The organism is Mesorhizobium sp. B2-1-1 (genome assembly GCF_006442975.2).
Taxonomy (GTDB): domain Bacteria; phylum Pseudomonadota; class Alphaproteobacteria; order Rhizobiales; family Rhizobiaceae; genus Mesorhizobium.
This window is the reverse complement of the sequence record NZ_CP083954.1, coordinates 774838-795847: the sequence shown is the minus strand read 5'-3', so window position 1 is coordinate 795847 and position 21010 is coordinate 774838. Positions and strand designations below refer to the sequence as shown.

General features: G+C 65.0%; 24 protein-coding genes. 11 read left to right on the top strand and 13 right to left on the bottom strand.

Annotation, left to right across the window (positions count from 1 at the left end; all coding sequences use genetic code 11):
* Positions 1-350: 350 nt before the first annotated feature.
* Positions 351-1673, bottom strand: coding sequence for a tRNA uridine-5-carboxymethylaminomethyl(34) synthesis GTPase MnmE (gene mnmE / locus FJ972_RS03785; RefSeq protein WP_140524484.1), 1323 nt, complete (start codon positions 1671-1673; stop codon positions 351-353).
* A gap of 64 nt (positions 1674-1737) precedes the next feature.
* Between mnmE and FJ972_RS03780 the strand changes: the two genes are divergently transcribed.
* Complete coding sequence (locus FJ972_RS03780; protein ID WP_140524483.1) at positions 1738-3774, top strand: thioredoxin domain-containing protein; 2037 nt, start codon at positions 1738-1740, stop codon at positions 3772-3774.
* Between the two features lie 158 nt (positions 3775-3932).
* On the opposite strand, the gene rho is transcribed toward FJ972_RS03780, so the two are convergent.
* The 3 genes from rho to hemE all read right to left on the bottom strand — a co-directional run bounded on the left by rho (position 3933) and on the right by hemE (position 6940).
* Positions 3933-5198 carry a transcription termination factor Rho gene (gene rho / locus FJ972_RS03775; RefSeq protein WP_140491913.1) on the bottom strand — a complete coding sequence of 422 codons (1266 nt, stop codon included), beginning with the start codon at positions 5196-5198 and terminating at the stop codon, positions 3933-3935.
* Between the two features lie 174 nt (positions 5199-5372).
* Complete coding sequence (gene hemJ, locus FJ972_RS03770) at positions 5373-5909, bottom strand: protoporphyrinogen oxidase HemJ (protein WP_140524481.1); 537 nt, start codon at positions 5907-5909, stop codon at positions 5373-5375.
* Entirely contained in the window at positions 5909-6940 is a 1032-nt protein-coding gene (gene hemE, locus FJ972_RS03765) for a uroporphyrinogen decarboxylase (RefSeq protein WP_140524480.1), read from the bottom strand. Before hemE ends, hemJ begins: the two co-directional genes overlap by 1 nt.
* 404 nt (positions 6941-7344) lie before the next feature.
* Between hemE and FJ972_RS03760 the strand changes: the two genes are divergently transcribed.
* The 5 genes from FJ972_RS03760 (at position 7345) to dnaQ (ending at position 11047) form a co-directional block, all read left to right on the top strand.
* Entirely contained in the window at positions 7345-8166 is an 822-nt protein-coding gene (locus tag FJ972_RS03760; protein WP_140491905.1) for a pyruvate, water dikinase regulatory protein, read from the top strand.
* Positions 8167-8223: 57 nt separating this feature from the next.
* The gene (locus tag FJ972_RS03755; protein ID WP_140524478.1) at positions 8224-8823 is read left to right on the top strand and encodes a Maf-like protein; all 600 of its coding nucleotides are present in this window, start codon (positions 8224-8226) and stop codon (positions 8821-8823) included.
* Positions 8816-9658, top strand: coding sequence for a shikimate dehydrogenase (locus tag FJ972_RS03750; protein WP_140524477.1), 843 nt, complete (start codon positions 8816-8818; stop codon positions 9656-9658). The genes FJ972_RS03755 and FJ972_RS03750 overlap by 8 nt, the downstream gene beginning before the upstream one ends.
* Positions 9655-10236: a dephospho-CoA kinase gene (gene coaE / locus FJ972_RS03745; protein WP_140524475.1), complete on the top strand. Its 582-nt coding sequence runs from the start codon at positions 9655-9657 to the stop codon at positions 10234-10236. The genes FJ972_RS03750 and coaE overlap by 4 nt, the downstream gene beginning before the upstream one ends.
* Positions 10237-10342: 106 nt before the next feature.
* Positions 10343-11047 (top strand): DNA polymerase III subunit epsilon, encoded by a 705-nt coding sequence (dnaQ, locus tag FJ972_RS03740; protein ID WP_140514104.1) that lies wholly within the window; start codon positions 10343-10345, stop codon positions 11045-11047.
* Between the two features lie 107 nt (positions 11048-11154).
* Here the strand turns inward: dnaQ and secB are convergent, their stop codons facing one another.
* Entirely contained in the window at positions 11155-11652 is a 498-nt protein-coding gene (gene secB / locus FJ972_RS03735; protein WP_140491875.1) for a protein-export chaperone SecB, read from the bottom strand.
* 167 nt (positions 11653-11819) lie between these two features.
* The gene (locus FJ972_RS03730) at positions 11820-12320 is read right to left on the bottom strand and encodes an FxsA family protein (protein ID WP_140491873.1); all 501 of its coding nucleotides are present in this window, start codon (positions 12318-12320) and stop codon (positions 11820-11822) included.
* A gap of 213 nt (positions 12321-12533) precedes the next feature.
* Between FJ972_RS03730 and FJ972_RS03725 the strand changes: the two genes are divergently transcribed.
* Genes FJ972_RS03725 through FJ972_RS03710 form a run of 4 tightly spaced genes read left to right on the top strand, consistent with a single transcriptional unit; the run spans position 12534 to position 15272 of the window.
* A complete protein-coding gene (locus FJ972_RS03725) occupies positions 12534-13238 on the top strand; it encodes a Tim44/TimA family putative adaptor protein (protein WP_140514105.1) in 705 nt (234 codons plus the stop codon).
* A gap of 24 nt (positions 13239-13262) precedes the next feature.
* Positions 13263-14366, top strand: coding sequence for a murein transglycosylase A (locus tag FJ972_RS03720; RefSeq protein ID WP_140524473.1), 1104 nt, complete (start codon positions 13263-13265; stop codon positions 14364-14366).
* The gene (locus FJ972_RS03715) at positions 14363-14893 is read left to right on the top strand and encodes a Smr/MutS family protein (RefSeq protein ID WP_140524472.1); all 531 of its coding nucleotides are present in this window, start codon (positions 14363-14365) and stop codon (positions 14891-14893) included. The genes FJ972_RS03720 and FJ972_RS03715 overlap by 4 nt, the downstream gene beginning before the upstream one ends.
* A 10-nt stretch (positions 14894-14903) precedes the next feature.
* Complete coding sequence (locus FJ972_RS03710; protein WP_140514107.1) at positions 14904-15272, top strand: helix-turn-helix domain-containing protein; 369 nt, start codon at positions 14904-14906, stop codon at positions 15270-15272.
* An 89-nt stretch (positions 15273-15361) separates the two neighbouring features.
* Here the strand turns inward: FJ972_RS03710 and FJ972_RS03705 are convergent, their stop codons facing one another.
* The 4 genes from FJ972_RS03705 to FJ972_RS03690 all read right to left on the bottom strand — a co-directional run bounded on the left by FJ972_RS03705 (position 15362) and on the right by FJ972_RS03690 (position 18594).
* Positions 15362-15601, bottom strand: a complete 240-nt coding sequence (locus FJ972_RS03705) for a hypothetical protein (RefSeq protein WP_140524470.1) — start codon at positions 15599-15601, stop codon at positions 15362-15364.
* Positions 15602-15934: 333 nt separating this feature from the next.
* The gene (locus FJ972_RS03700) at positions 15935-16555 is read right to left on the bottom strand and encodes a transglutaminase-like cysteine peptidase (protein WP_140524469.1); all 621 of its coding nucleotides are present in this window, start codon (positions 16553-16555) and stop codon (positions 15935-15937) included.
* Positions 16556-16719: 164 nt separating this feature from the next.
* On the bottom strand, positions 16720-17997 hold the full coding sequence (locus FJ972_RS03695) for a polyhydroxyalkanoate depolymerase (RefSeq protein ID WP_140524467.1): 1278 nt from the start codon (positions 17995-17997) through the stop codon (positions 16720-16722).
* A gap of 228 nt (positions 17998-18225) precedes the next feature.
* Entirely contained in the window at positions 18226-18594 is a 369-nt protein-coding gene (locus FJ972_RS03690) for a septal ring lytic transglycosylase RlpA family protein (RefSeq protein WP_140491856.1), read from the bottom strand.
* 310 nt (positions 18595-18904) lie between these two features.
* On the opposite strand from FJ972_RS03690, the gene FJ972_RS03685 reads away from it, so the two are divergent.
* Positions 18905-19090 (top strand): hypothetical protein, encoded by a 186-nt coding sequence (locus FJ972_RS03685; protein ID WP_181165190.1) that lies wholly within the window; start codon positions 18905-18907, stop codon positions 19088-19090.
* Between the two features lie 7 nt (positions 19091-19097).
* On the opposite strand, the gene FJ972_RS03680 is transcribed toward FJ972_RS03685, so the two are convergent.
* Genes FJ972_RS03680 through FJ972_RS03670 form a run of 3 tightly spaced genes read right to left on the bottom strand, consistent with a single transcriptional unit; the run spans position 19098 to position 20954 of the window.
* Positions 19098-19304 (bottom strand): hypothetical protein, encoded by a 207-nt coding sequence (locus tag FJ972_RS03680; RefSeq protein ID WP_140491853.1) that lies wholly within the window; start codon positions 19302-19304, stop codon positions 19098-19100.
* Positions 19305-19323: 19 nt separating this feature from the next.
* Positions 19324-20184, bottom strand: coding sequence for an ABC transporter permease subunit (locus tag FJ972_RS03675; RefSeq protein WP_140524466.1), 861 nt, complete (start codon positions 20182-20184; stop codon positions 19324-19326).
* Positions 20181-20954: a taurine ABC transporter ATP-binding protein gene (locus tag FJ972_RS03670; RefSeq protein ID WP_140524464.1), complete on the bottom strand. Its 774-nt coding sequence runs from the start codon at positions 20952-20954 to the stop codon at positions 20181-20183. The genes FJ972_RS03675 and FJ972_RS03670 overlap by 4 nt, the downstream gene beginning before the upstream one ends.
* Positions 20955-21010 lie beyond the last annotated feature (56 nt).

Here is a 21010-nt window from a genome sequence, read left to right as displayed (position 1 = left end):
GCACAGGGAGACAGCGCTGACCGCAAAGCCGGCACCTTCATTTACAAGGCTGATAATTGCCGAAACTGGAAATAACAGCGCGCCCTCTCCCCGTCCTTATAAGAGAATGCCGGATAAGAGAATGCCGGCAGGCAAGTGCGGGGTAGCGCCGACGTTGGCGATTGACCCCGGCGCAGCCGTTTCACGTGAAACAACGTCGGTCGGAGAGCCCTTCTGTTTCACGTGAGTTATCGGCCGGGCCCGTCGTGATAGAAGCCGAGGTCAGCGCTGCCCCTCATCCGCCTGCCGGCACCGTGACGGGGAGAAGGGAGGCTTGACGGCGTCCGCGCCCCGACAATGTTCCACGTGAATCATTTCCCGATGCAGAACTGCGAGAAAATCACATCCAGCATGTCCTCGACATCGACAGCGCCGACGATCCGGCCGAGCCGGTCGGCGGCCAGCCGCAGATCCTCGGCGCGCAGTTCCTGCCCGGCGTCCGGGCTCTCGGCCGCGCGCAGCAGGAAGCGGTTGGCTTCGCCTAGCAATTCAACGTGGCGAAGCCGTGAGGGCAGGATGTCGCCCGCTTCGCCGACCTGCGCGGCCGCGAGCCTGGCGATCTCGGTCAACAGCTCCGCCACGCCGGTCCCGTCCTTCGTCGAGATGGCGCGATCATAGCCCCCGGCAGCGGCTTGCCCGTGCACCAGATCGAGCTTGGTGCCCACGCGCAGGGTCGCGATCCCCTCGCGTTGAAGAGCAACGGGATGCGGGTCGGCCATATCCTCGAGGATGAGCAAGAGGTCGGCGCCATGCGCCTTGGCTCGCGCCTTCTCGATGCCGATCGCTTCCACCTTGCCGGCCGCATCGCGCAGGCCTGCGGTGTCGGTCAGCCTGACCCGCAGGCCTTCGAGGTCAAGTACGATCTCGAGCAGGTCCCGCGTCGTGCCTGGCTCATCCGTTACAATAGCTGCATCGCGCCGCGCCAAAGCGTTGAACAGGCTCGACTTGCCGGCGTTTGGGGCGCCGAGGATAACGACCTCGAACCCGTCGCGGAGGATTTCGCCGGCACGAAACCCGGCAATGTGGCGGTCGATCTCCCCAATCATCGCCGAGACGTCAGACCAGACCGTGTCCGAAACGGACCCGGGAATATCGTCCTCGTCGGCAAAGTCGATCTCGGCCTCGATCATGGCGCGAGCATGGATCAGCCGCCGCCGCCAGCTCAGATAAAGCTCGGCTTGCGCGCCCTCGGCATTCTGCACCGCGAAGCGCCGCTGCGCCTCGGTCTCGGCGTTGACCAGATCGGCCAGCGCTTCCGTCCTCACCAGATCGACCTTGCCATTGAGGAAGGCCCGGCGCGTGAACTCGCCCGCTTCGGCGTGCCTGACGCCTTCGAAACCGGCGATCGTCTCCAACAGCCTCGCCACCACGGCGCGGCCGCCATGCACCTGGAATTCCGCCACGTCCTCGCCGGTGAAGCTGCCGGGGCCGGGGAAAAAGATCACCAGGCCACTGTCGAGCACGCCGCCATCGGGCGCCCGCAGCTTGCGCAGGCTGGCCACGCGGCCCTTAACCATACCGCCGGCGATCGTTTCGACAACGAATCGAGTCTTTGGCCCCGAAATGCGGATGACGGCGACGCCGGCGGGCAGGCGGCCGCTGGAAAGCGCGACGATGGTGTCGGCCGAAATCATTTGCCCGCCTTGTTGGACCGCCCTAGCTTCACTATCCAACCCCTGTTTCGCCGGACCGCTCATCGTGACACTGCCTGCGCAAAATCTGCTTGCCGACGAAGCCAGCCCCTATTTGCAGCAGCACAGCGGCAATCCGGTGCATTGGCGGGCCTGGTCGCCGGCGTCGCTTGACGAGGCGAGGGCGCTGGATCGGCCGATCCTGCTGTCGATCGGCTATGCCGCCTGCCACTGGTGCCACGTCATGGCCCATGAAAGCTTCGAGAATGACGACGTCGCCGCCGTCATGAACCGTCTGTTCGTCAATATCAAGGTCGACCGCGAGGAGCGTCCCGACATCGACCAGATCTACATGGCGGCGCTGTCCTCGATGGGCGAGCAGGGCGGCTGGCCGCTGACCATGTTCCTGACCCCGGACGGCAAGCCTTTCTGGGGCGGCACCTATTTCCCGCGCGAGCCGCGCTATGGCCGCCCGGGCTTCATCCAGGTCATGGAGGCGATCGACAAGGCCTGGCGCGAGAAAAGAGGCAGCCTGAACCAGAGCGCCGACGGGCTGACTTCGCATGTCGAAACCCGGCTCGCCGGCGCGCATGCCCGCACCGCGCTCGACCGCGACACGCTTGCCGCGCTCGCCAGAGGCATAGACGGCATGATCGACAAGGATCTCGGCGGCTTGCGCGGCGCGCCGAAATTCCCCAATGCGCCATTCATGCAGACACTGTGGCTGTCGTGGCTGCGCGACGGCAATGCCGGTCACCGCGACGATGTCCTCCTGAGCCTCGAACGGATGCTGGCCGGCGGCATCTACGATCACGTCGGCGGCGGTCTCAGCCGCTATTCCACGGACGCGCAATGGCTGGTGCCGCATTTCGAAAAGATGCTCTACGACAACGCGCAACTCATCCGTTTTTGCAACTGGGCCCATGCCGCGGGCGGAAAGGATTTGTTCCGGGTCCGAATCGAGGAGACCGTCGACTGGCTGCTGCGTGAGATGCGCGTCGATGGCGGCGCCTTCGCCGCCAGTCTGGATGCCGACAGCGAGGGCGAGGAGGGCCTTTTCTACACCTGGAGCCGGGAAGAGATCGAGGCCGCGCTCGGCGACGATTCTCCGTTGTTTTTCAACCGCTTCATGCTCTCCAGCCCACCCGGTTGGGAAGGCAAGCCTGTCATCCACCGGACGCTGGCCCAGCAGGGGCAAGGCATTGCCGAGCAACCGCTTCTGACCGCTCTCAAGGCAAGGCTGCTGGCGGTCCGTGAACGGCGCGTCAGGCCCGGCCGCGACGGCAAGGTCCTCGCCGACTGGAACGGCCAGATGATCGCAGCACTCGCCGAGGCCGGCCGCTCGCTGGCGCGGCAAGACTGGATCGACGCGGCCATGGCCGCATTCGACCATATCGCCTCCTCCGACGAGGGCGGACGGCTGCCGCATTCCATGCTCGGCGCCAAGAAACTGTTCCCGGCGCTGTCGAGCGACTATGCGTCGATGACCAATGCGGCGATCGCCCTGTTCGAAGCCACCAGCGACTGGAGCTACGCCGATCGGGCCCGGCAATTGGTCGAGCAGCTCGACCGCTGGCACGCCGATGCCGACGGCACCGGCTATTATCTCACGGCATCCGATAGCACCGACGTGCCGATCCGCATCAGGGGCGATGTCGACGAGGCTATTGCCTCGGCCACCGGCCAGGTCATCGAGGCGCTGGTCCGGCTCGCCGCGCTGACCGGCGATCTCGACCTGCAGAAGAAAGCGACGAAAGTCGCCGAACATGCCGCCGGCCGCGCGGCGCACCAGGCCTATGGACAGGCCGGCATCGTCAACGCCTCGGCGCTCGCCATAGAGCCGCTAAAGCTGGTGCTTGTGGACGATCTGGCGAATCCGACGCTCGTTCCAGTAGCGAATCGCAATCCCGATCCGCGTCGGGTGGATATTGTGGTGGCGATCGGTACACAGGCGAATCGAACGCTGTTGCCGGGCGGGATCCTGCCTCCCGCCGACAGGCCGGGCGCGTGGCTGTGCACGGGGCAGGTGTGTTTGCCGGCGGTGAGCGATCCGGATGAATTGGAAGGGCTATTGCGACGAAGACCACAGAGTTCGTCATCCTAGGGCGAAGCTCCGTCGCGGAGACCCTAGGATCCATGCCGTGACTTTCGAGCGCTGCAACAGGTGGAAGATCCAGTCCGCCGCGCTCTTTGGCCGAGGCCATGGCATGGATCCTCGGGTCAAGCCCGAGGATCACGAAGAAGTGGAGTTCGCTCTGCGAACTACGTATTCATCGAATCGAAGAAGTCCGCGTTGGTCTTGGTCTGCTTCAGCTTGTCGATGAGGAACTCGATCGCGTCGGTTGTTCCCATCGGCGCCAGGATGCGGCGCAGCACGAAGATCTTCTGCAGGTCAGCGCGCGGCACCAGCAGGTCTTCCTTGCGGGTACCCGACTTCAGAATGTCCATGGCCGGGTAGATGCGCTTGTCGGCCACTTTGCGGTCGAGCTGGATTTCGCAGTTGCCGGTGCCCTTGAACTCTTCGAAGATAACTTCGTCCATGCGGCTGCCGGTATCGATCAGCGCGGTGGCGATGATGGTCAGCGAACCGCCTTCCTCGATGTTGCGGGCGGCACCGAAGAAGCGCTTCGGCCTTTGCAGGGCATTGGCGTCGACGCCGCCGGTCAGCACCTTGCCGGAGGACGGCACCACGGTGTTGTAGGCGCGGCCGAGGCGGGTGATCGAATCGAGCAGGATGACGACGTCGCGGCCATGCTCGACCAGCCGCTTGGCCTTCTCGATGACCATTTCGGCGACCTGCACGTGGCGCACCGCCGGCTCGTCGAAGGTCGAGGAGATCACCTCGCCCTTCACCGAGCGCTGCATGTCTGTCACTTCCTCCGGCCGCTCGTCGATCAGAAGCACGATCAGGTAGCATTCCGGATGGTTGGCGGTGATCGAATGGGCGATGTTCTGCATGAGAACCGTCTTGCCGGTACGCGGCTGCGCGTTGATCAACGCGCGTTGGCCCTTGCCGATCGGCGCCACCAGATCGATCACGCGCGGCGAGATATCCTTGGAGGTCGGGTTGTCGATCTCCATCTTCAGCCGCTTGGTCGGATAAAGCGGCGTCAGATTGTCGAAGTGGATCTTGTGGCGGATCTTTTCGGGATCGTCGAAATTGATCGTGTTGACCTTGAGCAGCGCGAAATAGCGCTCGCCCTCTTTCGGGCTGCGGATCGGCCCTTCGACCGTATCGCCGGTCTTGAGCGAAAAGCGCCGGATCTGCGAGGGCGAAATATAGATGTCGTCGGGACCCGGCAGATAATTGGCGTTGGCCGAGCGCAGAAAACCGAAACCGTCCTGCAAGACTTCGACCACGCCGTCGCCGATGATCTCGATGTCCTGGGCGGCCAGCTTCTTGAGGATTGCGAACATCAGCTCCTGCTTGCGCATGACGCTGGCGTTCTCCACCTCGAGCGATTCGGCATAGGCGATCAGCTCTGGCGGTTTCTTGTTCTTGAACTCGGTGAGTTTCATTTCTTGCATTAGGATAGACTCTGGGTAGGCTTTTGGGAGGAAATCGGCGGGATGCGATAAATGCCGGGCGCGGCCAAAAGCAATGAAGGGCGGCGCATGACGGGAAGGAAGACCCGTCTTTTATCGTCGGCCGGCTGAAAGAGCAAGCCGCCTTTTAACAGGTCGTGAGAGAGGTCTGAAGGTTCAGAACGGCTTGACGACGACCAGGATCACGATAGCGATCATCAGCAATGTGGGGATCTCATTGACGATCCGCCAGTGCCTCGCGGGTTTTTCGTTACGATCCTCAGCGAATTTTCGCACCGCGCCGGCCAGATAGCCGTGGATGCCCGACAGAACCAGCACCAGCGCGATCTTGCCGTGCAGCCAGCCGCCCTGGAAACCGAAACCTTTCCAGGCCAGCCATAGGCCGAATACCCAGGTGACGATCATCGCCGGGTTGATGATGCCGCGCAGCAGCCGGCGCTCCATCACCTTGAAAGTCTCCGACTGCACCGAACCCTTCTCGGCATCAGCGTGATAGACCAGCAGCCGCGGCAGATAGAGCATGCCCGCCATCCACGAGATGACGGCAAGAACGTGGATCGCCTTGGCCCAGAGATAGAAGCCGTCTGGGGCCGCCAGAAACAGCAGCGCGGTGAGCACGACCAGGGCCACGATGCCGATCACCATGCGCATCATCGCCTGGCCCGTGCTGTTGGTGTTGCTCATCCCGGCCATCAGCGTGTCGCGCTCCTCACCAGTTTCACCATCGCCTCGACATGCGCAATCGGCGTTTCCGGGGTAATGCCGTGGCCAAGATTGAAGATCAACGGTCCGCTTCCCAGGCTCTCCAGGATCGCGCTGACGCCGTCGGCCAGCACCTTGCCGCCGGCGACCAGCCGCAGCGGATCGAGATTGCCCTGGACGGCCCCTTCCCGCTGCAACGCCTTCGCTGTCTCCAGCGGCACCGTCCAGTCGATCCCCAGCCCCGTGACGCCGGTCTTCTCGCGATAGCTCCGGTAGCGCGCGCCGGCGCCCTTGGGAAAACCGATGATCGGCACATCGGGATGGACCGCTCGAACCTGCCTGACGATCTCGGCCACCGGCTCGACGCAGAACAGCTCGAAACAAGCATCGTCGAGCACGCCGGACCAGGAATCGAATATCTGTACCATATCGGCGCCGGCCTCGATCTGCCTGATGAGATAGGCGGCCGAATGATCGGCCAGCACCTTGAGCAGCCGACGAAACGCCGCCGGCTCGCGATAGGCGAACAGCCGCGCCGGCGCCTGGTCCGGCGTGCCGTGCCCGGCGATCATGTAGGTCGCCACCGTCCATGGCGCGCCGCAGAAGCCGATCAGCGTGATTTCATCGGGCAGTTTCGTCCGCAACCGGCGAACCGTCTCGTAGACCGGTTCGAGATTCACGTGAAACACCGTGCTGTCCAGGGCCGCGATTTCAGCCGCCGTGATCGGCGTCAGCAGCGGCCCTCGCCCCTCTTCGAAGCGCACGTCGCGGCCAAGCGCATGCGGAACGACAAGGATGTCGGAGAACAGGATCGAAGCGTCGAAGCCGAAGCGCTCGATCGGCTGCATGGTCACCTCGAAGGCAAGGTCGGGATCATAGCAGAGGTCGAGGAATGAACCTGCGCGTCGGCGCGTCTCGCGGTATTCCGGTAGATAGCGCCCGGCCTGGCGCATCATCCAGAGCGGCGGCGGAAACACCGTCTCACCCTTCAGCACGTCCAGCATGATCCGTTTTGCAGGCATAGAGCGCTCGCCTCTCCCGGCTTCCCTTTAATCAAATATCTTATTTTAAAGAATCTTCTGATTCTAAGAGTCTGTTGGTTGTGGTGGTTGTCACCTGTCCCGCTTTGGCCGTCAAAACACCAGCAAGCATATTGTCGCGCATTTCCAATCGCCCCTTGCATGGTTCTGGGGACGAGCCGGAATCTTCCATTGGACTCAACGCGCTAGAGCAGCGATCCTGCAGGTACGTCCTGTGGACAGACAAAAGGCAGAAATCTTCGTCCACGGACTTGTCCCCAGCCGCCCGACGAAGCCTACAGCGCATCGAATTGTGGACAAACCGGCATCTGATACAGTCGCTCCGGCCGGCGGGTTTTCCGAACCCTGCTTTATCCACATCCGCCCACAGCCCTAGGTAAAACCCTGTGAACAAACCCCAGAGCTTCTTCCACCTGCACCTGATCTCCGACGCCACCGGCGAAACGCTGCTCGCGGCCGGCCGTGCGGCTTCGGCGCAATACAAGGATGCGCGCGCCATCGAGCACATCTACCCGCTCATCCGAACCGAAAAACAGGTGGCCAAGGTGTTCGAGGACATCGAGGAGGAGCCAGGCATCATTCTCTACACCGTCGTCGACCAGAAGCTGGCGCGCGGCATCGACGAGCGCTGCGCCGCCATGGGCCTGCCCTGCGTCTCCGTGCTGGAGCCGGTGCTCACCGTCTTCCAGTCCTATCTGGGCACGCCCGCCGGCCGCCGCGTCGGCGCCCAGCACGTCCTCGATGCCGAATATTTCCGCCGCATCGACGCACTCAACTTCACCATGGAACATGATGACGGCCAGTTGCCGGCCAATATGGACGATGCCGACATCGTGCTGGTCGGCATTTCGCGCACGTCCAAGACGCCGACCAGCATCTATCTCGCCAACAGGGGCATCAAGACCGCCAACATTCCGATCGTGCTCGGCGTGCCGGTGCCCGAAAGCCTGGTCAACGCCAGGACGCCGCTGATCGTCGGCCTTGTCGCCACCGCTGAACGCATCTCGCATGTCCGCCAGAACCGCATCCTCGGCAACAGCAGCGCCTATGTGCCAGGCGACTATGTCGACCGCGCCGCCATCAACGAGGAGCTCGCCTATGCCCGCCAGATCTGTACCCGCCATGGCTGGCCGATGATCGACGTCAGCCGCCGCTCGATCGAGGAAACGGCGGCGGCAATCGTTGCCCTGCGGGGGAAGACGCGGTAGGTGCAGGTGAGATAAGTGAGGGGTGCGCGACGGAACGCCAATCCTGGGTGAACCAGCATGACCGAAAAAATCATCCTCGCCTCCGGCAGTCCGTTCCGCAAGGCGATGCTCCTCGGTGCCGGCATCGACGTCGAGGCGGTTGCGCCTGATGTCGACGAGCGCGCGCTCGAGGCGCCCCTGCAAGGCAGCGGCGCCTCGCCCGAGGATGTCGCGCTGGTGCTGGCCGAAGCCAAGGCCACCGAAGTGAGCGGGCGCAGGCCCGGCGCGCTGGTGCTCGGCTGCGACCAGACGCTGTCGCTCGGCGACGAGGTGTTCCACAAGCCGGCCGACATGGAAGGGGCGCGCCGCCATCTGCTGGCGCTGTCGGGAAGGACCCATCAGCTCAACAGCGCCGCGGTCCTGGTCCGCGACGGCCAGGTGCTGTGGCGCCATGTCGGCATCGCCAGCCTCACCATGCGCAAGCTTGACCCGGCCTTCATCGGCCGCCATCTGGCGCGCGTCGGCTCAAGGGCGCTGTCGAGCGTCGGCGCCTACCAGGTCGAAGGCGAAGGCATCCAGCTCTTCGAGAAGATCGAGGGCGACCACTTTACCATTGTCGGCCTGCCGCTGCTGCCGCTGCTGGCCGAACTGCGCACGCTGGGAGCGATCGATGGCTGAGGCGACCAAAAAGGCCTTCGTCACCGGTCACCCGATCAAGCATTCGCGCTCGCCGAAGATCCACGGCCACTGGCTGGCCAGATACGGCATCGACGGCAGCTACCAGGCGATCGATGTCGCGCCGCAGGATTTCGCCGAATTCCTGAGCACATTGCAAGCGAGCGGTTATCTCGGCGGCAACGTCACCATCCCGCACAAGGAGGCCGTCTTCGCCCTGGTCGAGCACCGCGATGAGGCAGCCCAGCAGATCGGTGCCGTCAACACGCTTTGGCTGGAGGACGGTCACCTGTGGGGCGGCAACACCGACAGCCATGGCTTCGCCGCCAATCTCGACGATCATGCGCCGGGTTGGGCGTCCATTGGCCCGGCGGTGGTGCTCGGCGCCGGCGGCGCCTCGCGCGCCGTCATCCACGCGCTGAAGCAGCGCGGCATCCGCGATATCCGCATCGTCAACCGCACGCTTGCCCGGGCGGTGGAATTGCGCGACCGGTTCGGCGCCGGTGTCTCGGCGCATGGCATGGCGGCGACCGGTGAACTGCTTGCCGATGCCGGCCTGCTCATCAACACCACGGCGCTCGGCATGCAAGGCAATGAGGGTCTGGCCGCCGACCCGGCCCTTTTGCCGGACCACGCGATCGTCACCGATATCGTCTATGTGCCGCTCGAGACGCCGCTGCTTGCGGCGGCAAGCGCGCGCAAGCTGAAGACGGTGGACGGCCTCGGCATGCTGCTCAACCAGGCGGTGCCGGGTTTCGAGCGCTGGTTCGGCGTGCGGCCCCAGGTCACACCCGAATTGCGCGCGCTCGTCGAAGCCGATCTGGCGCCAAAACCATGATCGTTCTCGGCCTCACCGGTTCGATCGGCATGGGCAAGTCGACCACCGCGAAAATGTTTGCCGAGGCCGGCGTCCCGGTCCACGATTCCGACGAGACGGTGCATCGCCTCTATGCCGGCAAGGCAGCCCCCCTGGTCGAGGCCGCGTTTCCAGGAACCACCGGCGCCGGAGGCGTCGACCGGGCAAAGCTCGGCGCTCGGGTGCTTGGCGATGCGGCCGCGCTGAAAAGGCTGGAAGCGATCATCCATCCGCTGGTGCGCGCCGACGCCGACGCGTTCCTGGCGCGCAACCGCGTCGCCGGCGCGCCGCTTGCCGTCCTCGACATTCCGCTCCTGTTCGAAACCGGCGGCCGCGACCGCGTCGACAAGGTCGTCGTCGTCACCGCGCCGGCCGAAGTCCAGCGCCAGCGCGTGCTGGCGCGGCCCGGCATGAGCGAAGAGAAACTCGCCTCCATCCTGGCCAGCCAGGTGCCGGATGCGCAAAAGCGCCGCCAGGCCGACTTCGTCATCGATACCAGCCAGGGCCTGGATGCCGCGCGGGCTGAGGTCAAAGCTATCATCGCGGATTTGAGAGGTTAGATCGGCGCCTCTTTTCCTTCTCCCACAGGGGAGAAGGAAAAAAGTCATTGCCCATTGCCATTTTGTTCCGCTCTCACGATTCTGCTTGCCAGGAGCGACTGATTCGATGCGTGAGATCATTTTCGATACGGAAACCACCGGCCTCGACATGCGCGACGACCGCATCATCGAGCTTGGCGGCGTCGAGCTGGTCAACCGCTTTCCAACCGGCAAGACCTTCCACCACTACATCAACCCGCAGGGCCGCTCGATCCACGCCGAGGCGCAGGCCGTGCACGGCATCAGCATGGCGGACCTGCAAGGCAAGCCGTCCTTCGCCGAGATCGTCGAGGAGTGGATCGCCTTCACCGACGGCGCCAAGCTGGTCGCACACAATGCCACCTTCGACATCGGCTTCCTCAATGTCGAGTTCGGCCGGCTCGGCCATCCGGCCGTCGATATCGGGCGCGTCGTCGACACGCTGGCGCTGGCGCGGCGCAGGCATCCGATGGGTCCCAATTCGCTCGATGCGCTCTGCCGGCGCTATGGCATCGACAATGCGCGGCGCACCAAGCACGGCGCCTTGCTGGATTCGGAGCTGCTGGCCGAAGTCTATATCGAGCTGATCGGCGGCAAACAGACGGCTCTGATCCTGGACACCGTTTCAGTGCAGATGAACGGCGCGGGCGAAGTGGCAGACATCGACATCTCGGTCGGTGCGCGGCCGATCGCCCTCCCCCCGCGCCTGAGCGAAGCCGAGCGCGCGGCGCATGCCGGCATGGTCGCCACGCTGGGTGAGAAGGCGCTGTGGCTGAAGGTGATGGGCGCCTAAGCGCGCCGTTCTCCTCGAAGTCGGGGGGCTTCGCGGCCAAACCGGCCTCGAAAACGAAAAACCCGGCGCGAGGCCGGGTCTTTCTGCAATATCCGTACGAGCCGGAATCAGCTCACCTGGACCTTCGACGCCGCCTGGTCCTCGGCCAGCTTCTGCTGGAACATCTGCGCGAAATCGATCGGGTCGAGCATCAGCGGCGGGAAGCCGCCATTGCGCGTTGCCTCGGCGATGATCTGCCGGGCGAACGGGAACAGCAGCCGCGGGCATTCGATGAACAGGATCGGCAACATGTGTTCCTGCGGGAAGCCACTGATGGCGAAAACGCCGCCATAGACCAGTTCGACATTGAACAGCACTTCCTGGTCGAAGGACGCCTTGGCGTTCAGCGTCAGGTTGACGTCGAACTGCTTGTCGGAGAGCGGATTGGCGTTGACGTTGACGTTGATGGCGATGCCGGGCGCCTTATCGCGGCCGCGCAGCGAGTTCGGCGCGCCGGGGCTCTCGAAGGAAAGGTCCTTCACATACTGGGCAAGGACGTTGAGCGAGGGCTGCGCCGTGTTGCCGTTTCCGTTGGCGCCGACCGGCGCGTCATCTTTGCTGGCCATGAGCCTTGTGTCCTTTTGCCTGGGCAGCATTGCTGACCGAATTGAAATCGGGCGTTCGCTACCATGGCCGGCATGACAAGACAAGGTTTGCCGCCTTGCGACCGGAGGGGATCCAGACTGCGTCGAGATTCAGGTCAGGCCGGCATCACCTGAACATCAATATAGCCTCAGTCGTCCTTCAGGCGGCGCCATGGCGAATTGTGGTCCGGCCCGCGCTTGAAATCGTCTTCGCGCGAATAATCGCCGTCGTCGAGGTCGATGACCCTGTCGCGCGGCCGGCCGCGGAAGCCGCCGGCCGAGAAATTCGTCGCCACCACGATGCGGCCCTTGAGCCTGCGCCAGGCAAGATCGCGCACCGGCGGCAGGAACAGGAGAATGCCGAAAATGTCCGATATGAAGCCCGGGATGATCAGCAGGATCGCGGCGAGCACGATCATGGCGCCGTGCGCGAGCTGGCGGCTCGGATCGCGGCCGGCGCCCATCTCGGTGCTGATGCGGCTCATGACGCCAAAACCCTGATGCCTGAGCAGCAGCGCCCCGGCGATGCTCGAGGCGAGCACCAGGCCGACCGTCGCCAGCGCGCCGATCTGGCGCCCGACTATGACGAAGCCGGCGATCTCCAGCAGCGGAAGCGCCAGAAGAAAAACGGGAAATAACGAAATGCGCAAGTCTTGCCGATCCTTCCGATCGTTCTGGCGTTGGTCTGCTTTGCCTGCCAGCGGCCGCCGGCCGCTGGCGCCGAGGCTGTTAGATAGGTATGGCTGCCTTTGATTTGAATGATTGCGCCTTGCGTTCTATATGGTTTGCATGTTGAACGCTATGCGACCGCTGCCCTGTTGGCCGGGCGGTCCGGCCGAGGGCAGGATTGATTGGCGGAAGATATGGGTTTCTTCGACTTCGGCACGATTTTCTTTCTGATTGCGGCAGTTGTGATCTTTTTCCAGCTGCGCAATGTGCTGGGCCGTCGTACCGGCAGCGAACGGCCGCCTTTCGACCCCTATACCGCCGCCCGCACCGGCGACAAGGATGCGCAGAAGTCCGAGAATGTCGTGTCGCTGCCGCGCAAGCGCCAGCCCGGCGAGCCGGCCGGCGAGGTCTATGCGGCCATTGACGCCTTTGCCAAGCCCGGCACCGACCTCAACAAGGGCCTGCGCACGATCAAGGACAACGATCCGTCCTTCGACCCGAAGGGTTTCGTCGACGGCGCCAAGATGGCTTACGAGATGATCGTCATGGCCTATGCCGACGGCGATCGCAAAACGCTGAAGAACCTTCTGTCGCGCGATGTCTATGACGGTTTCGTCGCCGCGATCGGCGAGCGCGAGGCGCGGTCGGAAAAGATCCAGTCTTCCTTCGTCGGCATTGACAAGGCCGACATCGTCTCGGCCGAGATGAAGGGCGGCGAGGCGCATGTCACGCTGCGCATCATCAGCGAGCTGATTTCGGCGACGCGCGACAAGGCCGGTGCGGTCATCGACGGCGACCCCGAAACCGTCGCCGAGGTCAAGGACGTCTGGACCTTCGCCCGCGACACGCGCTCGCGCGATCCGAACTGGAAGCTCGTCGCCACCGAAGAAGAAGATTGAATCCCTGACCGCGGCGGGCCTGTCGTGTCCTTCCATCAGGCATTCAGCGAAAGATCCTTCGGCGATCTGCCCGGCTGGGATGACGACGACCATCTGGCGGCCTTCGAGGCCTTTCGCCGCTCTGCCTTCCATGTGCTGGCCAAGCCCTATCGCAGCGGCGCGCTCGGGGTGGACTTTGACGCCTTTGCCGGCGCCTATGTCGAGGCGCGCGCGGCCCCTCCTGCCAGCCGGTCGGAAGCCCGCGCCTTCTTCGAGCGTCATTTCGTCCCCATGCTGGTGCGTCCAGAGACCGGCGCCGGCCTCGTCACCGGCTTCTACGAACCGGAGGTCGAGGCCTCGCCGGTGCGCACGGAGCGTTTTGCCGTGCCGCTGCTGTCGCGTCCCGCCGATCTCGTCGACATCGACGACGCCAACCGGCCCGATGGAATGGACCCCTATCTCGCTTTCGCGCGCCGGACGCCGGACGGGCCGGCCGAATATTTCGACCGTGGCGCGATCGAGCGCGGCGCGCTCGCCGGCAAGGGACTGGAGATCGCCTGGCTGGCCGACAGGGTCGATGCATTCTTCATCCATGTGCAGGGCGCGGCGCGGCTTCTCATGACCGACGGCAGGCTGTGCCGCGTCACCTATGCGGCCAAGTCCGGCCAGCGCTTCACCGGACCCGGCAAGGTGTTGAGCGAGCTCGGCGAGATCCCGCTGGAAAAGGTGACGATGCAGTCGATCCGCGCCTGGTTCAGGGCGCATCCGGGCCGCGTCGACGAGATCCTGTGGCAGAACCGTTCCTATATCTTCTTCCGCGAGGCCGCGGTCGAGGACGCAACGCTCGGGCCGATCGCCGCCGCCAAGGTGCCGTTGACGCCGGGCCGCTCGATCGCCGTCGACCGGCTGCTGCACACATTCGGCACGCCCTTCTACATCGACGCGCCATCGCTGACGGCTTTCGAGGCAAAACCGTTCCGGTGCCTGATGATCGCGCAAGACACGGGCTCCGCCATCACCGGGCCGGCGCGTGGAGATCTCTTCGCCGGCTCGGGCGACGCCGCCGGCGAGATCGCCGGCGTGGTGCGCAATCCGGCCGATTTCTACGCGCTGGTGCCGCGCCCGCTCGTCTCGGGTTCGAAGCCATGACCCGCCGCAGCGACAGGTTGAGCGAGGACGACCGGGTGCTGTGGAACTTGGTGGCGCGCACGGCCAAGCCGCTGAAGGGCAAGGCCGCCGTGCCTGTCCCGGATTTCGGCATCGAGGCGAAGCCGGCGCCGACGCAACAAGCCCGGCCCGTTGCCGGTCCGGCCGGCGCGCCTAAGCCGAAGGCCCAGCATGTCTCCCATGCACTCGACGAGCCGACGCTGGACAAATTGTCGAAAGGCCGGCTGCCCATCGAAGGCCGGGTCGACCTGCACGGCATGACGCAGGACGAAGCCTATTCGCTGCTGTTCTCCTTCCTGCGCCGCGCGCATGCCGGCGGCATCCGCTATGTCCTGGTCATCACCGGCAAGGGCTCTTCGTCGGGCGGCGACGGCGTGCTGCGCCGCGCGGTGCCGGCCTGGCTGTCGACGCCGGCGTTCCGGCCGCTGGTCTCCAGTCACGACCACGCCGCGCGCAACCATGGCGGCTCGGGCGCGCTCTATGTCAGGCTGCGGCGGGTCCGGTCGTGAGGATGGGGTCGTGACCCCGTTCGGCGAGAGGCTGCGGGCGCTGAGGGCCGAGCGCGGCGTCACCCAGAAGGACATGGCCGCCGCCATCGGCGTCAGCGCCGCCTATCTGTCGGCGCTCGAGCATGGAAGGCGCGGCGCGCCGACCTGGACGCTTATCCAGAAGATCATCGGCTATTTCAACATCATCTGGGACGACGCCGAGGAACTGGCGCGACTGGCCGAAGGCTCGCATCCGCGCGTCAGGCTCGACACGTCGGGCCTGAGCCCGGCCGCGACCGAGCTTGCCAACCTCCTGGCTGAGAACATCGAAAAGCTCGACGAGGAGGAACTGCGCCGCATAACCGCCTCTATCCGCGCGGCGCTGGGGCGGCGGCGGTAGGCCGGGTTTGCCCGGCTCTCGCGGCGGCTGAGCTCCCGATCGCGAAACGGCGGCCCGCCAGCAGCAGCCGGCGGGCCGCCGTGATGAGATCAGTTCTTGCCGGCCGTGCTGCCGCCATTGCCACCGCGGCCGTGATCACCATGGCCACGGCCACCATTGCCGCCGCCAAGGCAGTCCGATGCGCCGGCGGCGCCGCAACAGCGGCCGCTCCACAGGTCGTTGAGATTGGTGTTGGCGCAGCTTGGAATGGTCTGATCGGCCAGAGCGGATCCGGCCATGCCCGACACCGCGACGGCGGCGAGAAGGGTGTTACGCAGGAAAGCAGTCATTTGAAGTCTCCATGGTTGGTTCGGTTCACGGCTGTGTGTCGCCGGCCGGGCCGAAATGGTTCATGGAGGTGGGAATTTTTTTGGGGAGTGCGCGAGGCGCGTGACTGCAACGTCGGCGCCGCCCCTCATCCGCCTGCCGGCACCTTCTCCCCGTATAGGACGGGGAGAAGGGAGACAGCCGCGCCCTTGGCGTATTTCTTGCGACGTCGGCAATTGGGGAAATCGTCGATGACAGCGTCTTTCTCCCCGTCACTATACGGGGAGAAATGCCCGGCAGGGCAATGAGGGGCGGGGCCGACATCCGGCGGTTGGGCGCGCCGCCCGCCGCAGTCCCTACTCCACGGACCCGACCAGCACCTGCTGGCCGCCACGGATCGAGACCCAGCGGCCGGTGTTGTCGATCGCCTGGCGCTTGAGGAAATGGTAGCCGGTGTCGTCCCAGGCCTTGACCTTGTCGGTCAGATTGTCGAGCACATAGTCGCCCCTGTCGGTGCGCACCGTCAGCACCGAGTGCCCTTCGCCGTCGGGTTTGCGCACCACGGTGATGAGAAGATCGGCAAGCGATATGCCCATCCGGGACAGCAGGCGCCGCTTTTCCAGCACATAGTCCTCGCAGTCGCCGACGCCCTTGGCGGGATAGGCCCAGACCTCGTCCTTGCCATAGATGTCCATGTCGCTCATCGGCCTGACGGCGGCATTCACCCTGGCGGTGACCTTGGCCAGCTTGCGCCACAATCTGTCCGTCATCGCGGCCGGCGCAAGATTGCCGGGACGGATCGCGCATTCGCGGGCATTGAGCCTGCAGAAATCATAATGGCCGATCGGTTGCGACGCGACGCCGCCGGTCGTCATCGCTCCAGCCGCCAGGGCCGGTGCCACCCAGCCTCCCATCATTGTCGCCAGTCCGGCTACTGCGCACGCACGAAGCGCTCGCGCCATTGGTGAGGAATTCATTGTCCCCGCTCGCCCTTGTTATTAATGAAAGGTTAAGGGCGATCTACAGTCCGTGTCAATTACCACGATTGGGTGATTTGCGACATGGTTACCCGCGAGACGCATGGCAGCGGCACCCGTGCGACAGGCCTGTCCGGCGCTATCGGGCCGGCAATGCAGGCTGCCTATCTTTTGGCGGTGCGGACCAGCTTCGGTTTCACGGCGACCCGGTTCTGGCGGCCATAGCTGGTGATGAAGTCGACGATGCGCGGCACGATCTCGGCGCGGAAGCGCGAACCGTTGAAGACGCCGTAGTGCCCGACCGCGGGCTGCATGTAATGCGCCTTCCTGTCGGCGGGAATGTTGACGCACAGATCATGCGCCGCCCGCGTCTGGCCAAGGCCCGAAATGTCGTCGTTCTCGCCCTCCACCGTGAACAGCGCGACATTGCGGATGGCCGAGGGATCGATCGGCGTGCCGCGATGCGTCATCTCGCCCTTGGGCAAGGCGTGCCGGACAAACACCGTGTCGACCGTCTGCAGGTAGAACTCCGCCGTCAGGTCCATCACCGCCAGATACTCGTCGTAGAAGTCGCGGTGCTTCTCGGCGCTGTCGCCGTCATGCTTCACAAGGTGCATGAAGAAGTCCTTGTGGGCGATGATGTGGCGGTCGAGGTTCATGCTCATGAAGCCCGAGAGCTGCAGGAAGCCTGGATAGACCTCGCGGCCGAAGCCCGGCACCGGCCAGGGCGCGCGCATCACGACATTGTCGCGGAACCAGTCTATGCCCTTCTCCTCGGCCAGAAGGTTGACCGCGGTCGGGTTGCGGCGCGTGTCGATCGGCCCGCCCATCAGGGTCATCGTCGCAGGAACGAAGGGGTCGCCGCGCGTTTCCATCAGCGCCACGGCCGCCAGCACCGGCACGGAAGGCTGGCAAACAGCCATCACATGCGTGTCGGGGCCCAGCACATGCAGCATGTCGACAACATAGTCGATATAGTCGTCGAGATCGAATTGGCCGTCGGCCGTCGGCACCATGCGGGCGTCGATCCAGTCGGTGATGTGCACGTCGGCATGGGGCAGCATGGCTTCGACCGTGCCGCGCAGCAGCGTCGCATAGTGGCCCGACATCGGCGCCACGATCAGAAGCTTCGGATCGCGCCGCCGCCCGGCGGGCACGGCGCGCTCGAAATGCACCAGGTTGCAGAACGGTCGTGACCAGACGATCTTCTCGGTCACTGCCACGCTCTTCCAGTCGACCACCGTCTTGTCGAGGCCGAATTGCGGCTTGCCGTAGCGGCGCGTGGTGCGCTCGAACAACTCGGCGCCCGCCGCGATCGAGCGGCCCCAGGACGTGTGCGAGAACGGATTGAGCGGGTTGGAATAGAACAGCCGCACCGCATCGGCATAGAGACGGGCCGGCTGCAGGGCGGCGTGGTTCATTTCATAGAGCTGGTAGAACATCCGTTTACCCCGCTGCGGCCTGCGACCGAAGGGGCGGCGAGCAGTGCCTGGCCCTAACTGTCTCGCGGGGAAGTTAACAACTAATTGCTGCGATGCAATACGTCACGTGGCGTGATCTATACGCATTCTTGGTCCAAAGCGTTGGAAATCAGCCTTGGACGGTACAAGCCGGCTCATTGTGCAGGTGCGAAGGCCAGGCGGCCCGGCCCTCGGGCCGGGCAGTGGTGGTCAGACGCGCGCCATGCAGACCGCGGTGTGGCCCGAACCGATGAAGCCGAGCTGGCCGGCGGCACCCTTCGACAGGTCGAGCACGCGTCCCCTGATGAACGGTCCGCGATCGTTGATGCGCACCACGACGCTGCGGCCATTGTTCTGGTTGGTGACCCGCAGCTTGGTGCCGAAAGGCAGCGTGCGGTGTGCGGCGGTCAAGGCCGAAGGGTTCATCCGTTCGCCCGACGCGGTCCTGGAGTGCAGGGCGTACCAGGAAGCGCGACCGCATTGACCGGCGGCGGAGGCGGCTGGAGTGGCGGAGGCGCCGACCATCAGGCCAGCAGCGATCGTCACCGCGGCAAGCGCGGTCCGGTTGTTGTTATTCATATTTGGGGGAAGGCTCCGTTTTTGACAGGCCCCAGCCGTTACGGAGACAATAAGGCACGAAATGCGGCGATCATCTGGCGGTTCCATGGCGCCGGCACACGTTTGGAGTCGCCCGGTAACAGTCTGTCAGTGATTTCCCGGCGGTCAGCGATCAACTCACGATGATGTTCCAGCGGATATCCATGTCTTGTTTGACAAGATCGAGCGGCAACATCCAAGTAGAAGATGCTGCTGCCGAACCGATTCCTTTGCCTCTTTCATCGCGACGGCGAAGACGCGACCGATCAACTTCGGAAGGGAGAATCCGGCAATGAGACTGATCAAAAATCTGCTGGCGTTGATTGTGCTGGCCGTCGGCGCGCTGTGGTCGCTGCAAGGCATCGGCGCGATCGGCGGCAGCTTCATGACCGGCCAGTCGCAATGGCTCACCATCGGCATCATCGTCATGCTGGTCGGTCTCGCCGGGCTCGTGTGGGCGAACCGTTCGCGCGGTTGAGCCGCTCTCACTGCGACCAGTACTGCCAGGCCCAGTAGAAGCTTTCGTCTCGCGGCGGCAGGCGGTCACGCCCGGCCGGGAGTCGGACGGGCGCCGGCGAGCGCGGACCGTCCTCCCTTGTCGCCTTGTCCTCCTCTATCGCCTTGCCATCGGATGTCAGGCCCAGCAGCCAGGTGCCGAAATGGGCGAACAGCATGGCGGTGGAATGGGTCATCGTCATCTCCGTTTCCCGATCATTCGCGTCCCGCCCACGGCACGAGCGCGCGCTCGATCCTGCGGATGGCGAATTCGAGCACGAAGGCGATGGCCGCGATCACCAAAATGCCCATGACCACCACGTCGGTGACCAGGAACTGCGCCGCCGACTGGATCATGAAGCCAAGCCCGCGCGTCGCCGCCACCAGTTCGGCGGCGACCAGCGTGGACCACCCGGCGCCGAGCGCGATGCGCAGTCCGGTCAGGATCGACGGCAGCGCGCTGGGCAGGATCACGTGGCGGACCACCTGGCGCCTCGTCGCGCCAAGCGAACGCGCGGCGTTGATGCGCTCCTGCGAGACGCCGCGGACGCCGGACGCGGTCGACAAGGCCACCGGCGCCAGCATGGCGATGGCTATCACCAGGACCTTGGACGGCTCGCCGATGCCGAACCAGATGATGACCAGCGGCAGATAGGCGAGCGGCGGGATCGGCCGCAGGAATTCCAGCAGCGGATCGAAAATGCCGCGGCCGACGGTGCTGATGCCGATGGCGAGGCCAACCGGCACGCCGACGAGGAGCGCCGCGATGAGCGCGGCGAACACCCGCCCCAGGCTGGCGGCGATATGCTGGACGAGCGTTGCGTCGACAAAGCCGTCGCGGGCGACGATGATGAATTTGTTCCACACCGCGACAGGCGAGGGCAGGAATACCGGCGACACCAGTTGCAGGCGGGCCGACAGCGTCCACAGCGCCAGCACCAGAAGAATGGTGGCCGCGCTGACCATGCGCGCCGAAACGCCCTTGCGCTTCGGGACCGGGCGCGACCATGGCACCGACAGGCCGTCGGCCTCTTCGGTCCTGGGGCCGGAGCGTTCGGTGTAGGAGGAAATGGTCATGCCGCCTCTCCCTCGAAGATCGCGTCGGTCAGTTCGCCGCGCGCCGCGGCGAAGCCAGGATCGGCCTTGATGGCGCGGATGGCCTCGCCCGCTGCGTAGCGCCTGGAGAAGCCCGGCTCCAAGGTCCGCACCACCCGGCCCGGCCCGGGCGCCAGCACCACGATGCGGGTGGCGAGCACCAGCGCCTCGTCGATGCCGTGCGTGACCATAAGCACGCCGACCTTGCTTGCCGTCCACAGGTCGAGCAGCGTCGTCTGCATGCGCTCGCGCGTCAGCGCATCGAGCGCGCCGAGCGGCTCGTCGAGCAGCAGGAATTGCGGCTCGGCAGCCAGCGCCCGGGCAAGGCCGACGCGCTGGCGCATGCCGCCGGACAGCTCCCAGATGCGCTTGTCGCCGGCATCGGTGAGCTTGACCAGGCCGAGCAATTCGTCGGCGCGGCGCGCCCGCTCGGATGGCCCGACACCGCGCAGCCTGAGCGCGAAGGCGACGTTCTCGCGCGCCGTCAGCCAAGGAAACAGCGCGTCGTTCTGGAACACCACCGCACGGTCCGAACCGGGTGCTGCGATCGGCCGGCCGTCGATCGCGGCCGTGCCGCGTGCCGGCGCGACAAAGCCGGCGGCTACATTGAGCAGCGAGGTCTTGCCGCAGCCGGAACGGCCGACAAGGACGACGAAGTCATCGCTGGCGACGTCGATCGATACCCGCTCGACGGCGGGTGCGGGCTGGCCGTCATAGTGGATCGAGATTCTGTCGAGCACGAGATGCGACATGAGCCCTCGCAGGAGTTCGTTGAAGTCCGCCTGCCCGAAGCCGCGCCTCGTCAGCG